The organism is Tenebrionibacter intestinalis (genome assembly GCF_016632365.1).
GTDB classification, from domain to species: Bacteria; Pseudomonadota; Gammaproteobacteria; order Enterobacterales; family Enterobacteriaceae; genus Tenebrionibacter; species Tenebrionibacter intestinalis.
The window spans coordinates 37,560-52,925 of record NZ_JAEPBH010000023.1 but is presented as its reverse complement, the minus strand read 5'-3'; the positions used below and the strand labels follow the sequence as shown (position 1 = coordinate 52,925).

The window sequence follows — 15,366 nt, the reverse complement described above, 5'->3', positions numbered from 1 at the left end:
GTTATCCCAGTACACGCGCGCCCGTGGTATCCAGACGGCAAATATGAACGAAACCTTCATCATTTTGTAAATAGTGCTGATTGAGCCAGGCAGCCATGCGCTGCGCCGTATCCTGTTGCCCGCAAACGGCAAACAGCGTCGGGCCGGAGCCGGAAATACCGCAGGCCAGCGCCCCCATATCCGTTGCGGCCAGGCGTGCCTCTTTGAATCCCGGCAGCAGTTGCGTACGATACGGTTCGGCAATCACATCACGCATCAACGCCGCCGCAAGCTGAGGCTGGCGCGTATGACAGGCATGAATAAAGCCGGCAAGGTAGCGGCCGTGGCTGATAATATCTTTACGCGAATAGTTGGCGGGCAAGATTGCGCGCGCCTGTGCGGTAGAGACTTTTATCCCAGGGTACGCCATCACCCATAGCCACTCGTCAAACCCCGGCACTGGCTGGCTGATAATGCCCTGTTCTTCCAACATCAACTGCATGCCGCCCAGAAAACACGGCGCGACGTTATCGTAATGCACGCTACCTGAAATCCGCCCTTCCAGCTCGCCCATGAGCGCCAGCAGTTGCGTATCATCCAACGGCCTGCCGCAGTGCTCATTAAGCGCCATAAATGCCGCGACAACCGAACAGGCGCTGGAGCCAAGCCCGGACCCAATGGGCATATTTTTTTCCAGCGTTAACGCGACCGGCACGGTTTCACCCAACGCCTCGCAAAAACGTTCCCAACACTGATAAACAATATTTTCACGCGGTTCAACGGGCAGTTTGTCAACAAAGCGCCCGACATTTTCCAGGCTAAAGCTTGCGGCAGCCTCAACGCTCACGCAGTCGCCCAGCAACGCGCCATCCACCGGCGAGACCGCAGCCCCCAGCACATCAAAGCCCACGCTGACATTGCCGATAGAGGCAGGGGCATACACTTTAACCATCTTAAACTCCCGAATTCCATGACAGGGTACGCAGCAAATCCGCAAATACGCCAGCGGCCGTTACGTCATTACCGGCGCCATAACCGCGCAGCACCAGCGGCAGCGGCTGATAATAGTGGCTGTAGAACGCAAGCGCGTTTTCGCCATTTCTGACTTTAAACAGCGGATCGTTGCCGTCCACCGCTTCAATCCTGACGCGACAGCGCCCGTCTTCTTCAATTAACCCCACATAGCGCAACACTTTGCCTTCATCGCGCGCCTTTACCACACGGCTGGAGAATGCATCATCAAGCTGCGGCAGACGCGCCATGAAACTTTCCACATCGCCTGTAGCGTCAAAGCTTGCAGGCAGCACAGGTTCAACCACAATATCCTTTAATTCAAGGGCGTAGCCACTTTCTCGCGCCAGAATCAAAAGCTTGCGCGCCACATCCATTCCAGACAGGTCGTCGCGCGGATCCGGTTCGGTATACCCCATTTCCCGCGCGATACGCGTGGCTTCAGACAGCGTAGCGCCTTCCTCCAGCTTACCAAAGATAAACGACAGCGAACCGGAAAGTATCCCGCAAAAACGCTGAAGCTCGTCACCGGCGTTAAGCAGATTTTGCAGGTTTTCAATAACCGGCAAACCCGCGCCCACGTTGGTGTCGTAAAGAAACTTACGACGCGAGCGCGCAGCGGCAGATCGCAGTTGCCGGTAATAATCCATCGTAGAGGTGTTAGCCTTTTTATTAGGCGTAACGACGTGGAACCCCTCATTGAGGAAGTCGACGTACTGATCCGCTACCGCCTGGTTCGAGGTACAGTCAACAATAACCGGATTTAACAGGTGATATTCCTTCACCAGGCGAATCAGACGGCCAAGGTTGAACGGCTCAGAGGCTTGCGCCAGCGCCGGGCGCCAGTTTTCCAGGTCCAGCCCATGAACATTCGTGAGCATGGCGCGAGAATTAGCAAGTCCACAAACACGCAAATCAATATGCTTCTTCTTCAGCCATGCCTGCTGGCGCTTAAGCTGCTCCAGCAACGCGCCGCCGACGCCGCCGACGCCTATCACAAATACCTCGATGACCTGCTCTGTATTAAACAGCATCTGATGCACCACACGCACGCCTGTAGTGACATCGTCATTATCCACCACCACCGAAATAGAGCGTTCCGACGACCCTTGCGCAATAGCGATAATATTGATGCGCGCGCGCGCCAGCGCGGCAAAGAATTTTGCTGAAATACCGCGCAACGTGCGCATGCCATCGCCTACCACAGAAATAATGGCCAGGCGTTCAGTAATGGCTAACGGCTCCAGCAGCCCTTCTTTCAACTCCAGTTGAAATTCATCTTCCAGCGCGCGGCTGGCGCGGGTACAGTCGCTCTGCGGCACACAAAAACTGATGCTGTATTCAGAGGAAGACTGGGTAATCAACACAACGGAGATGCCGCTGCGCGACATGGCGGCAAACACGCGCGCCGCCATGCCCACCATGCCCTTCATACCCGGACCGGAAACGCTGAACATCGCCATGTTGTTAAGGTTAGAAATGCCTTTAACCGGCATATCGTCCTGCTCACTGCTTTTAGCCCCAATCAATGTGCCAGGCGCATCAGGGTTTCCGGTATTTTTTATCAGGCAGGGGATCTGGAACTGGGCGATGGGAGAAATAGTACGCGGGTGAAGCACTTTGGCGCCGAAGTAGGATAGCTCCATCGCTTCATGCCATGACATCGATTTCAGCAGCCTGGCATCCGGCACCTGGCGCGGGTCACAGGTATATACGCCGTCGACGTCAGTCCAGATTTCACAGCACCGGGCACGCAGACAGGCAGCCAGCACGGCGGCGGAATAGTCAGAGCCGTTACGCCCCAGTACCACCAGCTCACCTTTTTCATTACCCGCTGTAAAGCCTGCCATCAGAATCATATTTTCTTCAGGAATACGGCTTGCGGCGATACGACGCGTAGACTCAGCGATATCCACCGTTGACTCCAGGTAATGCCCAACGGCAAGCAGTTTTTCCACCGGGTCAATAACCGTCACTTTACGCCCGCGCGCTTCCAACAGCGCAGCCATAATAGCGATGGACATTTTCTCTCCCCGGCATATGAGCGCGGCATTGACGCTATCCGGGCACTGCCCAAGCAGGCTAACGCCGTGCAGCAGGTGCTTAATTTGAGCAAACTCCTGGTCAACAAGCGTTTTCATGCGGGTATAAGCAAAATCCGGCTGCGCCTGCGCCAGCCCTTGTAACAGTTCGTCAAAAATACGCTCAGCATCGCTGATATTTGGCAGCGCATCCTGGCCGGCGATAGTTTTTTCAATCATCGCTACCAGGTGGTTGGTGATTTTAGCAGGCGCAGACAAAACGGCCGCAACCTGTCCCTGTTGAGTTTTACTTTCCAGAATATCGGCAACGCGTGCGAAACGCTCCGCGTTAGCCACCGAAGTACCGCCAAATTTCAACACATGCATACTTTTATTGCCCCCTGAATTCCGTCCAAAAAAAAAGCCCGCTCCTTACTACGGAGCGGGCTTTCTCGATGTTTCCTGTACGCGTCAGCCCGCCCCGTTACCTGTGGTAATGGTGGTGGTGATGGTAATAGTCGTGGTCAGGCCGTTGCGAAACATGATGTTTGTTTTAACTCTGCATTTCCATACGTGTATCTCTATTGGATAAAGTATCTGCGCCGGCAGGTCAACGATTTTTTCATTCCATCGCGGTCGTTATCATTGGTTGACAACGTGGTTTTCTTCTAAAAAATCGTGTTATTTTGCCAGCCTGCAGGCCACATCCGGCAAAAAAAACCCATCACCACGCCTGATGCAGTTTTTTACTCTGGCAGTTTTTTTTCAATATCGTGCAGCAAACGGTGCAACATAACCGTATCCCGCTGGCCCAAAAACCCCAGTCGCTGCTGCAACCAGTCGGCCATTTTTCTGTCATCCGCTACCGCCAGCTTTGCTAACAGCGCACTAATACGTCTTCGCAGCGCGTCCAGTTGCCCTGTATCCGCTATGGCGCTGTTTCCAGCTTTAACGCCTGCCAGCGAAGCAAGCTGCCAGCAGTACACCATTACCGCCTGCCCCAGGTTGAGCGAAGGATAGTCCGACGCCATTGGAATGCCTGTCAGCACATCCGCAAGTTCCAGCTCTTCGTTTGTTAACCCTGAATCTTCACGTCCAAAAACGAGCGCGGCGGTTGACATCCACTGCCGGCGCTCTTCAAGCAGCGGTAACAATTGCTGCGGCGTCGCATAATAGCGATAGCGCGCGCGGCTGCGCGCAGTGATCGCAACGGTGAAATCAACATCATGTAACGCCTCGGCCAGTTCGCCGTAGCGCTGCGCATTTTCAATGATATCTGTCGAACCATGCGCGACATAACGCGCAGCCGGCTGTAAATGCGCCTCGCTACCCACAATGCGAAGTTCAGAAAAACCCATTGTTTTCAAGGCTCTGGCCGCAGCACCCACATTTTCTGCTCTTGCTGGCTCTACCAGGATAATAATTAACCGCATAAGTCCTCTTAATTAACGCCAAACCCAATCCACAGGTAAAGCGCCATACGTCAACGTGATATTTCGCCTGCTTAATTTACCTTTCATCAACAAAAAAACAGCACATTATTCGCCTAAATTCATAACAAAAATTGATGTAAACATCGTCACACTTTTAGCTAAGAAAGACAAAAAAAGAGCGGTATCTTTTTGTTTATTAGCAATAAAAATGCTAAATTTCATATCAAGCATCGTACATGGCGCGGTCCAAAAACGGGTATAAAAAACGAAAAAACATTAATAAAATGTGATTAACACAGGCAATTCGCTATGAATAGTTCATCAATCTGTTAACGTGCTACAATTGAAATTGATATATGTCAACGAAGCGTAGTTTTATTAAGTGTCGTAAACCATGCGCTCTGTTATGTTGCTGTTAAAATGGTAGGATGGCAGCCGTTTTTGACACTGTCGGGTCTTGAGGGAACTGGATCCCACGACCAAGCTAATGATGTTGTTGACGTTGATGGAAAGTGCATCAAGAACGCAATTACGTACTTTAGTCATGTCGTCGCCTAACATGTTAATTCACGACATGTATCAGGCAGGTCAGGGACTTCTGTACTCCTGTTTCGATTTAGTTGGCAATTTTAGGTAGCAAACATGCGGACCCCTCATATTCTTATCGTTGAAGACGAGCTGGTAACACGTAATACGTTAAAAAGCATTTTCGAGGCGGAGGGCTATGATGTCTTCGAGGCGACTGATGGCGCCGAGATGCATCAAATCCTCTCCGATAATGATATCAATCTTGTGATAATGGATATCAATCTGCCGGGCAAAAACGGCCTGCTACTTGCGCGCGAGCTTCGGGAACAGGCGAATGTGGCGCTGATGTTCCTGACCGGTCGCGACAACGAAGTGGATAAAATCCTCGGTCTTGAAATAGGCGCGGACGATTATATCACCAAACCATTCAATCCGCGCGAGCTAACCATTCGCGCGCGTAACCTGCTCTCGCGCACGATGAATCTGGGCAGCGGCAGCGAAGAACGCCGTTCCGTTGAAAGCTATAAATTCAACGGCTGGGAACTGGATATTAATAGCCGTTCACTTATCAGCCCTAACGGCGAACAGTATAAACTTCCCCGCAGTGAATTCCGCGCCATGCTGCACTTCTGCGAGAATCCCGGAAAAATTCAGACGCGCGCGGAACTGCTAAAGAAAATGACCGGCCGCGAGCTAAAGCCGCATGACCGCACCGTTGACGTGACCATCCGTCGTATCCGTAAGCATTTCGAATCCACCCCGGATACGCCAGAAATCATCGCGACAATTCACGGAGAAGGCTATCGCTTCTGCGGCGATTTACAGGAATAACGGGGCAGACCCCGCTAAGTAAAAAAAAGGCGGATATTTCCGCCTTTTTTTTAAGGTTATATCCGCCTGTTTCTCTGCCAGGAATGGCCGAAACGCCATATATATTATATTTTTTGCAACCATTAATAACTTAAGCTTATATCACTTATTTAAGCGATAAATATAACGCCACGCTTTACAGGGTTATGCCATTACGCCTCGAAATAAAGCCCGCTTTTCTCATTGGGTATTCTCTCGTTTGTCAAACCTGTATTCCTTTTGCTCTGAAGCGTTATTGCATTTCCTTACCGGGATTAACCGTTAATCGCGAATAAAGAAAGCCGGAAACCGCAACCGTGCGGCGACGGTTGCCATCAGCATACTACCCCGCCTATTTCCAGGGCATGATCGGTACAGCGCTTAGCGCGTTTTTAGGCGAGCCATCAACAATTTTATCCGAATAAGAAAGGTAAACCAGAGTATGGCGCTGCTTGTCATAAAAACGGACCACCTGCAACTTCTTAAACACCAGCGACGTACGCTTACGAAAAACGACTTCGCCTTCGGCTTTTCCCGCAGCGATCTTTTCACTGACTTCAACAGGGCCAACCTGCTGGCAAGAAATCGCCGCATCGGCCGTATCTTCAGCCAGCCCCAGACCACCTTTGATGCCGCCTGTTTTCGCACGACTGATATAGCAGGTCACGTTTTTTACATCAGGGTCGTCAAAGGCTTCAACCACGATTTTGTGGTCAGGCCCGAACATCTTAAAAACCGTATCCACAGATCCAATTTGTTCCGCTCTGGCGGCGCCCGCGGCCAGAAGCAGCGACAAAAGGGATACCATTACCTTACATTTCATATTGTTACCATGCTTAACGTTGCGTTTAACCATTAACAGCGTATCGTCAAAAAAAATGTTTAATATCACGTTATTAAACTTTTCCGGGTTTACCCCCCCTAATTTGAGCATGAAATGCATAAAAAAACACTGAATGCTTAAACAATAAAAAATGTTATTATCCATTCCTAAAAGTTGAGGTATACGCTCGTCAGGATGAGGATAATTTATGGATCAGGCTGGGATTATTCGCGACTTATTAACCTGGCTGGAAAGCCATCTCGACCAACCTCTTTCGCTGGATAACGTTGCTGCCAAAGCCGGTTATTCAAAATGGCACTTACAGCGGATGTTTAAAGAGGTTACCGGTCACGCCATTGGCGCATATATTCGGGCCAGACGGTTATCCAAGTCCGCCGTTGCGTTACGCCTGACCGCCCGCCCGATACTGGATATTGCGTTACAATACCGTTTTGATTCACAGCAAACCTTCACCCGCGCCTTTAAAAAACAATTTGCCAGAACGCCCGCGCTGTATCGGCGTTCTGCGGACTGGAGCGCCTTCGGCATGCGCCCCCCGATTCGCCTGGGGGAATTCACGCCGCCGCAACCCCATTTTATTACGCTGCCGGAAACGCATCTGCTGGGCACCACGCAAAGCTATAGCTGCACGCTCGAGCAAATCAGCGCCTTTCGAAACGAGATGCGTATTCAGTTCTGGCACCAGTTTTTGAGCCACACCTCGACCATTCCCCCCGTACTGTATGGCCTGCATGAACCGCGCGCCAACGCAGATAAAGACGATGAACAGGAAGTGCTCTATACCACCGCGCTGCCGCCAGAGATGGCTAACAGCAATATTCCTAACCTACAGCCGGTGCATCTTGAAGGCGGAGACTATGTGCAGTTTAACTATGAAGGGCCAGCGGAAGGGTTGCAGAATTTTGTTCTAACGCTTTATGGCACCTGTATGCCCATGCTGAATCTTACCCGTCGCCGTGGGCAGGATATCGAGCGTTTTTATCCTGCCCACCGAGAAAAACTGGCCGAACCGCCGAAAGAGGTACGCTGTGAATACCTCATTCCGGTACGCCGCTAGCGTTGTAATTCATCCAGCGCGGGGGCGTCAAGGTGCGAGATGTCGCCCGCCATTTCCACCACCCAGCCAGGCGCAAGCCACGGGCTTTGCTGAAAATCAACCCTTGAGAGCGAACAGTTACGCAGGCGTAACCGGCGTTCAGCCCAGGGCGCCAGGCCAAGAATCGTACTGACCAGGCAGCCCAGCGCCATGCCGTGACTCACCAGCAGCGGCCGGCTGCCCTGAGGAAGTTCACAACAGGCATTCAACGCGCCGTGCATGCGCACGCTCACCTCCTGCATGGATTCCCCGCCGGGTATACGCCCGTCCGGCGTACCGTTAACCAGACGCCGCCGCCAGCTTTCTTCTTCTTGCGTGAGCGAATCAAGCTGTCTGCGTTCCAGTACGCCCATATCCAGCTCGCGAAGGCGCGGGTCGAGCGTCACGCCGCAGCCGCAAATATTGGCAATGATTTCTGCGGTGCGCGTTGTACGCCCCAAATCACTGGCGATAACGTGCGTTATGTTCAGTTGCTTCACGCGCTGCGCGACCTGCGCAGCCTGACGTTCTCCACGCGCCGTAAGAGGGCTGTCGGATTGTCCCTGAATCCGTCGTTCGGCATTCCACATTGTTTCGCCGTGACGGACGAGATATACCTGTAACATGCGTTTTATCCATGATAACCCGCCATATTTTACGTACGCAAAAGCGGACGGCCCGTCATTTACACTTTAAGTAAACCACCGTTTCAGGTTAGCTAAGTGTATTGACTGCCGACAGCCTTTCTGCAACGCAAAGTATTTTGGGTATACTGCTTTCATAAATTTCTATCAGAGTTCCACAGATTATGTACCATGTCATCTGCGCAACCCAAAACCCCGCCAAAATTCGGGCAATTCTGGCGGCATTTGAATTAATTTTCGGCGCCGGATCCTGCCATATTGACGCCGTTAGCGTTGAGAGCGGCGTCCCGGAACAGCCCATCGGCAATGAAGAAACGCGACGCGGCGCCCGTCAGCGTGTTGAATATGCCCGTAATGCCAGCCCTGATGCGGATTTCTGGGTCGCTATCGAGGCGGGCATAGATGACGCAAGCACCTTCAGTTGGGTGGTCATTGAGAACAAACACCGCTGCGGCGAGGCGCGATCTGCTACGCTGCCGCTACCGAAAGCCATTCTCGAGCGCGTGCTGGCAGGCGAAGCGCTGGGGCCGGTGATGTCTGAGTGGAGCGGCATCAGTGAAATCGGCCGCAAGGAAGGCGCAATAGGCGTTTTCACCGCAGGCCATCTTACGCGCAGCAGCGTTTACCATCAGGCGGTGCTACTGGCGCTCAGCCCTTTTCATAACGCGGTGTATCACTGACTGTCAGCCTCGCCCAACAACACCGCCTCCAGCCAGGCGCGCAGCGCTGGCGGGGCGGATTTCAGACTATTGGAACCCCGAGTGATAGTCGCAATGCCAGCGCCCAGCTCATTTTTAAGCTCGCGCTGGCTCATTTCGCCGCGCAGAAGCTCTTCAATAATACGAATACGCGTACCGAGCGCATCACGCTCATCCGGGGTAAGCATTAGCGTCAGCAGCGGCAAATGAAGCTGTTTATCAAACGCCTGCTGCAACAGCGCTACAAAACGCAGCCACTCTTTATTACTCTGTTCCGCCTGCGCCGCAGAATACTGGGATAGCTGAGACATGTTATGCCACCATACCGTTAACAATACTATCTAACTAGTACAGCAGCATAACATAGCTACGGGAAAAATCAGTAACGCGACTGCCACTCAGCATCCGTCATCAACCCAGGCGCACGGTCTTTACCGGAAAAATAGCGATAGTAAGCATCATAGGCCAGTACGTTCTTTACATAGCCGCGCGTCTCAGAAAATGGAATGCTTTCTACAAACGCCACCGCGTCAATACGCCCGCCGCTATTGCCGCGCCAGGTTCTCACTCGCCCAGGCCCTGCGTTATAAGCCGCCGAGGCGAAGATACGGTTATAACCAAACTGTTCATACACACTCTGCAGGTAAGTGGTCCCCAGATTAATATTCATATCCGGGTCGAGCAGTTGACGTGGGCTGGAGTAAGGAATTCCATACGTTTTCGCCGTATGGGCCGCCGTTGCAGGCATGAGCTGCATCAACCCGGTCGCGCCAACCGGTGAGCGCACCTTAGGATTCCAGGCGCTTTCCTGGCGAGCAATCGCCATCGCATAGCTGGAAGAAATATCCTTATTGCGGGTGTAGCTGTCAAACGTAGACTGCCAGGCAAGCGGGAAGCGCTCCTCCAGGTGATTCCACAGCTTACCGGCAATCGTTGCCTGCACGCTCAGATCCCACCAGCCCTGGTTAAAGGCGTATCGCGCCAGGCCTGCCTGCTCCGACGTCGAGCGGCTGCTTACCAGGTTTGCCCATTCTCCGCGCGCGGTATTGTCCAAATTCCAGTACATCAATTCACGCACGCGCGCCATCTCAGCGCCCTGAAGCAGAAGCGGGCTAACCGCCGGCGCTTTATCAATACGCAGTACGTATTTTTCCCCCAGCCGCTGCGCGGCAGCCATAGGATAAAAACCACGACCGCGCATCAACTCATGCAATATCTCTTTTGCTTCTCTATCACGCCCTTGCGCCAACAGCAGGTCAGCCTGCCAGTAACGCCACTCGTCTTTGCTTTTTGCTTCCATCGGCAGGCGCGCCAGCCAGGTGTTAAGGCCCTGTCGATCGCCAGCCCCCAACGCCATGCGCACGCGCCGCTCCAGCAGTGAAGTGGACTGAGAATGCATAATGACGTCATCGCGCCAGTTTGCCTGGCCAGGGGTGATATCATTCCCCATCAGCCGCCAGGCCACTATCTCTTTTAGCTCCTGTGTCTGGTCTTCTGATAACTGCTGCGCCTGGGCCAGAGAGGGGATCATCAACCTGGCGTTTTCCGCATCCTGACGCGCCACGCTGGCAAACGCCACGGCAGCCATCTGGCGGGTAAAGTCCGTTGCGCTCACGCTGCGGGCAAATTGCAAAACGCTATCCGGGCTGGCGGCAAGCGAACGAATCGCGCCAGAGATAGTGCCGTACCCCGCAGGCATACCAGCCGCAAGCCTTAACGTCAGTGAAGTATTGCCAGCCTTCATCGCCAGCCGGATACGCTCGAGATAATCCTCGGCCGTCTGCGTGCCCGATGCGCGCCAGGCCTGGAAAAGTCGATCGCAGGCCGCAGGCTGGTTTTTACCCGTCATCCACAGCTCATGCGCGCCACGCCAGGCCTCGGTCGTCTGGCCCGTGTTCCATTTTGCGTAATAGTAATTACAGCGGGCCTCCACCGCGCCTGGCTCTTGTGGGCTGAAAGCCAGGATGCCGCGCCAGTCTTCACGCCTCGCCAGCTCGTTAACAAAACGCGATCTGAGGCTGCGCGCCAGCGGCAGCGTCGGGTATTTCTGTACAAATGCCGTGACACTGATGGAAGGCTCATTTTTCAGGTAATCGGTCAACCGTCGGTATTCCAGGTAAGGATACAACGGATAATCACGCAGCGTGGGCATCAGTTGCGCGACCACGTCCATTTGTTTGTTGTCCCAGGCTTGCCTGACCTGCGCATATCGGCTACGTTGCTCATCCAGTGAATCAGCGTGAACCGCCTGACTGTAACTCAGAAAACAAACGCTGAGTACCAGAGTGCGCCAGACGGCCTGTTTGGCTCTTCCCACAAAAAACCTCGCGTTATTAATTATGCCATCGCGGCGTCAAGCCGCTGAAAAGTATTCTCATTTATGCTAACTGCGGACTGCCGGTTATGCCATGTTCTGAACGTTTTTTCTCTGCCGGGGGCGATTACCGCTCATTTATCCTTCATCTACATATAAAAACCGGCTCCGCACTATTGTAGCCAGCAATAGCGCAACCGGAAAAATGGCATTGTTAATGCGACAGCGCACGCAAGGCGGGCAGGAGCGGTATCCGACAGGCGAGCGATAAGCGCCTCCCGGCGTACAGCGGGACGCTCAAACCAGGCGCCGCTGAGATTTTCCAGGCCACGCCGCCTTAACGGGCCAGTTCGCATCACGGCCTACGCGCCTTTCATTACATTTCTCAAGACAGCGCCCGGAACGAAGCCGCCCCTTCCCCCCCCCCGGCTGGGATTAAGGCTTGAAAAAGGCTAAACTTCGCTTCTGAAACGAACCATTTTTCCATTATAAAAGAGGCGAAGTCGCAACGTGGCTCAATTCGTTTATACCATGCACCGCGTCGGCAAAGTTGTGCCGCCGAAGCGCCATATCCTTAAGAATATCTCTCTGAGCTTTTTCCCGGGCGCTAAAATTGGCGTACTGGGCCTGAACGGCGCCGGTAAATCCACCCTGCTGCGCATCATGGCGGGTATTGATACCGATATAGAAGGCGAAGCGCGTGCGCAGCCGGGTTTAAATATCGGTTACCTCCCGCAGGAGCCGAAGCTCAATCCAGAGCACACGGTACGTGAATCTGTCGAAGAGGCCGTCGCGCAAGTGGTAACCGCCCTTAAGCGCCTGGACGAAGTGTATGCGCTTTACGCTGAACCGGACGCTGATTTCGACAAACTGGCCGCAGAGCAGGGCAAACTTGAAGAAATAATCCAGGCCCATGACGGCCATAACCTGAATATGCAGTTAGAGCGTGCCGCCGACGCGCTGCGTCTGCCAGAGTGGGACGCTAAAATTGCTAACCTGTCCGGCGGCGAACGTCGCCGCGTGGCGCTTTGCCGACTGTTGCTTGAAAAACCGGACATGCTGCTGCTTGACGAACCCACTAACCACCTGGACGCCGAATCTGTCGCCTGGCTGGAACGTTTCCTGCATGATTTTGAAGGCACCGTCGTCGCCATCACCCACGACCGCTACTTCCTCGACAACGTGGCAGGCTGGATTCTGGAGCTGGATCGCGGCGAAGGCATTCCGTGGGAAGGCAACTACTCTTCCTGGCTTGAGCAAAAAGATCAGCGCCTGGCCCAGGAGGCCTCTCAGGAAGCAGCACGCCGCAAATCTATTGAAAAAGAGCTGGAATGGGTGCGCCAGGGCGCTAAAGGCCGGCAGTCCAAAGGTAAAGCGCGCCTGGCCCGCTTTGAAGAACTCAACAATGTCGAGTACCAGAAGCGTAACGAAACCAGCGAGCTGTTCATTCCGCCCGGCCCGCGCCTCGGCGACAAAGTGCTGGAAGTAGAGAACCTGACCAAATCCTATGGCGATCGCGTTCTTATTGACGGGCTTTCTTTTGCTATTCCGAAAGGCGCAATCGTCGGCATCATTGGCCCAAACGGCGCGGGGAAATCCACGCTGTTTCGCATGATCGCTGGCGCAGAACAGCCGGATTGCGGCACTATCACGCTGGGCGACACCGTGAAAATCGCCTCCGTCGATCAGTTCCGCGATGCGATGGACAATAAAAAAACGGTGTGGGAAGAGGTATCCGGCGGTCTGGATATCATGAAGATCGGTAATTTTGAAATTCCAAGCCGCGCTTACGTGGGCCGCTTCAACTTCAAGGGCACCGATCAGGGAAAACGCGTAGGCGAGCTGTCCGGCGGCGAGCGCGGGCGCCTGCACCTTGCCAAACTGTTACAGGTTGGCGGCAATATGCTCCTGCTCGATGAGCCGACTAACGATCTTGACGTAGAAACGCTGCGCGCGCTGGAAAACGCCCTGCTGGAATTTCCAGGCTGCGCGATGGTTATCTCGCATGACCGCTGGTTCCTTGATCGTATCGCAACCCACATTCTGGACTACCAGGACGAAGGCAAAGTTGAATTCTTTGAAGGCAACTTCACCGAATACGAAGAGTACAAAAAACGCACCCTCGGCGCCGATGCACTTGAGCCGAAGCGGATTAAATACAAACGTATAATGAAGTAAAAAGGGCGTTAACAGCCGCCCTTATTTCCGCTGGCAAACAACGGGCCGGGCAATGTCAGCCCCGCGTGACGGCAGAATAAAGAAAATAGACCTGGTGATTTTCAACTGTTAGCCGCAAAGGAGGGGGAAAGCACGCTTTTCCTCTCCTTTAAGTCGCTGACAAACGCGGTTACGTGCGGCTTCGCCCTGTCACATCAGAAAAAGAAATACACGGGTTTTCGGCTAATAGCGACAAAGAAGACAAACTCACATTTGTCCTGAGACCGCTGACAAACCCCAACCTGTCGCAGACAGGATGGATGAAATACAATAAAAAATAAGCAAAATCAAAGCATTGATTTTCGCCTGCTTACCACAAAGAAGGAAAAACCCCGTTTTTTCCTTCTTTGCCAACAATCTGAGGATAAACTCACGTTTGTCCTTTTCGTTATTATCGCAAGGTCGCCGTTCAGGCTAAGATCGCTTAAGGCTATGCTGCCTCTTTCTGCTACGCTCTCTCGGTTACAAAACTTCAGGGCGTATCCGGGCCGGACTCGCCCATCATCTGCTTTACCAGATCCACACAGCGCAGGAAGCGAGAATCGTAATCCGCTTCTTCTACATGAACATAACGAATGCCATTTTGCCCCAGCATGGCTACCAACATTTGCTGAAACTGACGGCGATCGAGCGAACTGCCCAGGCTACGTAGCCCATCTGCAACCCACGGCGTATTATTTTCCAGCAAAATGACCAGATCAAAACGATATTCGTCAATCAGCGCCTGAACAAAAGGATGCTCCCGGCCCTCATACTTCTTACAAAACGCCTGCGTAGTAACGAAATCTGTATCGATAAAGGCTACACGATTGGCATATTTTACAGCAAAATCAATATATTGAGCCTGGCCAAGCGCGATTTTATCATAATCGGAATATTGTAGCGCCATCTCATCGCCGCCCAGGTGCGAAAAGACATAGTCACGCCCGTACTCCCAGGCGCTGGTAGTGTTGAAAATATTCGCAAGCTTGTTCACCAGCGTCGACTTTCCGCTTGATTCCCCGCCCAGAATCGCCACCGTGCGCACAAAAAACGGTTTTACTTCAGTAGGAATATACTCCCAGTAGCGAAACGGATTTTCGCGGATCTGTGTACCGCTGATGCTCATAAACGTTCTTTCAGGATCGATAAGCCGCGTTTCAATCCCCAAATGCTCCAGATATTGCGATGCATCGCCCTCTTCAGAGGTATAGACCCAGTCAGGGTGTATGCCTTTATCGACCATAAAGGTTTTAATGCCCTCGCTCCACACTCCCCAGCCGTGGGGGTAAGGCTCCATCCCTTCCTCATTAAAGGCATGAATACGAATGTTTTTCTGATATTTGAAGGTTTGAAGCAGCCAGCGCAAGCGATCGCTGATGGTTGGCTGCTGCGACATGGCGCTGTCTTCAAATAGCGCGCGGTCGCGCGTTTCGTCATAGCCCATGATGATATGCAGCTCATCCACCTGGCTACAGGCGCGCTGAATCAGATAAATATGTCCGGTATGGAGCGGATAAAATTTACCAAATACAACGCCCACGCTTTTCTGCCTGAGCGGATACTCCAGCCCAAGAAAACGATGCAGCGCCTCCAGTTTGCGGGCGCTGGGGCTTTTGATTTTGGCATTCAGCAGTTGGCTGAGATAACCTTTTGTCATGCCGCTGGCATCCGCGACCTGTTGCAGAGTGCAGCCTTTCTGTCGTATAGCGGTCTTAATGTAGTCGAACGACGACATTTACAGCCTCCTGCAATAATTCCTTTGAGTCAGACG

At 52.9% G+C, this 15,366-nt stretch carries 13 protein-coding genes, 1 pseudogene and 1 other annotated feature; of the genes and pseudogenes, 4 read left to right on the top strand and 10 right to left on the bottom strand.

Features of this window, described 5'->3' with window-relative positions; all coding sequences use genetic code 11:
• Position 1: 1 nt before the first annotated feature.
• From thrB to yjjY, 5 genes and pseudogenes are all read right to left on the bottom strand, one after another.
• Positions 2–931, bottom strand: a complete 930-nt coding sequence (gene thrB / locus JJB97_RS10185) for a homoserine kinase (protein WP_238713904.1) — start codon at positions 929–931, stop codon at positions 2–4.
• A gap of 1 nt (position 932) precedes the next feature.
• A complete protein-coding gene (gene thrA / locus JJB97_RS10180) occupies positions 933–3,398 on the bottom strand; it encodes a bifunctional aspartate kinase/homoserine dehydrogenase I (RefSeq protein ID WP_238713903.1) in 2,466 nt (821 codons plus the stop codon).
• A gap of 27 nt (positions 3,399–3,425) precedes the next feature.
• Positions 3,426–3,547 (bottom strand) — a sequence feature (Thr leader region).
• Complete coding sequence (gene thrL / locus JJB97_RS18765) at positions 3,483–3,554, bottom strand: thr operon leader peptide (RefSeq protein ID WP_399198408.1); 72 nt, start codon at positions 3,552–3,554, stop codon at positions 3,483–3,485. It overlaps the preceding feature by 65 nt.
• A gap of 203 nt (positions 3,555–3,757) precedes the next feature.
• The gene (locus JJB97_RS10175; RefSeq protein WP_238713902.1) at positions 3,758–4,444 is read right to left on the bottom strand and encodes a tRNA/rRNA methyltransferase; all 687 of its coding nucleotides are present in this window, start codon (positions 4,442–4,444) and stop codon (positions 3,758–3,760) included.
• 404 nt (positions 4,445–4,848) lie between these two features.
• Positions 4,849–4,990, bottom strand: a pseudogene (yjjY, locus tag JJB97_RS10170) (YjjY family protein).
• 96 nt (positions 4,991–5,086) lie between these two features.
• On the opposite strand from yjjY, the gene arcA reads away from it, so the two are divergent.
• On the top strand, positions 5,087–5,803 hold the full coding sequence (gene arcA / locus JJB97_RS10165) for a two-component system response regulator ArcA (RefSeq protein WP_238713901.1): 717 nt from the start codon (positions 5,087–5,089) through the stop codon (positions 5,801–5,803).
• Between the two features lie 370 nt (positions 5,804–6,173).
• On the opposite strand, the gene creA is transcribed toward arcA, so the two are convergent.
• Positions 6,174–6,644, bottom strand: coding sequence for a protein CreA (creA, locus tag JJB97_RS10160; RefSeq protein ID WP_238713900.1), 471 nt, complete (start codon positions 6,642–6,644; stop codon positions 6,174–6,176).
• 208 nt (positions 6,645–6,852) lie between these two features.
• On the opposite strand from creA, the gene robA reads away from it, so the two are divergent.
• Positions 6,853–7,722, top strand: coding sequence for an MDR efflux pump AcrAB transcriptional activator RobA (robA, locus tag JJB97_RS10155; protein ID WP_238713899.1), 870 nt, complete (start codon positions 6,853–6,855; stop codon positions 7,720–7,722).
• Here robA and gpmB read toward each other — a convergent pair.
• The gene (gpmB, locus tag JJB97_RS10150; protein ID WP_238713898.1) at positions 7,719–8,366 is read right to left on the bottom strand and encodes a 2,3-diphosphoglycerate-dependent phosphoglycerate mutase GpmB; all 648 of its coding nucleotides are present in this window, start codon (positions 8,364–8,366) and stop codon (positions 7,719–7,721) included. The genes robA and gpmB overlap by 4 nt on opposite strands.
• A gap of 182 nt (positions 8,367–8,548) precedes the next feature.
• Between gpmB and yjjX the strand changes: the two genes are divergently transcribed.
• Positions 8,549–9,064: an inosine/xanthosine triphosphatase gene (yjjX, locus tag JJB97_RS10145; RefSeq protein WP_238713897.1), complete on the top strand. Its 516-nt coding sequence runs from the start codon at positions 8,549–8,551 to the stop codon at positions 9,062–9,064.
• Here yjjX and trpR read toward each other — a convergent pair.
• Positions 9,058–9,393, bottom strand: a complete 336-nt coding sequence (trpR, locus tag JJB97_RS10140) for a trp operon repressor (RefSeq protein WP_238713896.1) — start codon at positions 9,391–9,393, stop codon at positions 9,058–9,060. The two genes, yjjX and trpR, sit on opposite strands and share 7 nt — an antisense overlap.
• 68 nt (positions 9,394–9,461) lie before the next feature.
• Positions 9,462–11,399, bottom strand: a complete 1,938-nt coding sequence (gene sltY, locus JJB97_RS10135; RefSeq protein WP_238713895.1) for a murein transglycosylase — start codon at positions 11,397–11,399, stop codon at positions 9,462–9,464.
• Between the two features lie 507 nt (positions 11,400–11,906).
• Here sltY and ettA point away from each other — a divergent pair.
• The gene (gene ettA, locus JJB97_RS10130; RefSeq protein ID WP_238713894.1) at positions 11,907–13,574 is read left to right on the top strand and encodes an energy-dependent translational throttle protein EttA; all 1,668 of its coding nucleotides are present in this window, start codon (positions 11,907–11,909) and stop codon (positions 13,572–13,574) included.
• Between the two features lie 511 nt (positions 13,575–14,085).
• Here the strand turns inward: ettA and nadR are convergent.
• Positions 14,086–15,330, bottom strand: coding sequence for a multifunctional transcriptional regulator/nicotinamide-nucleotide adenylyltransferase/ribosylnicotinamide kinase NadR (gene nadR / locus JJB97_RS10125; protein WP_238713893.1), 1,245 nt, complete (start codon positions 15,328–15,330; stop codon positions 14,086–14,088).
• Between the last annotated feature and the right edge of the window lie 36 nt (positions 15,331–15,366).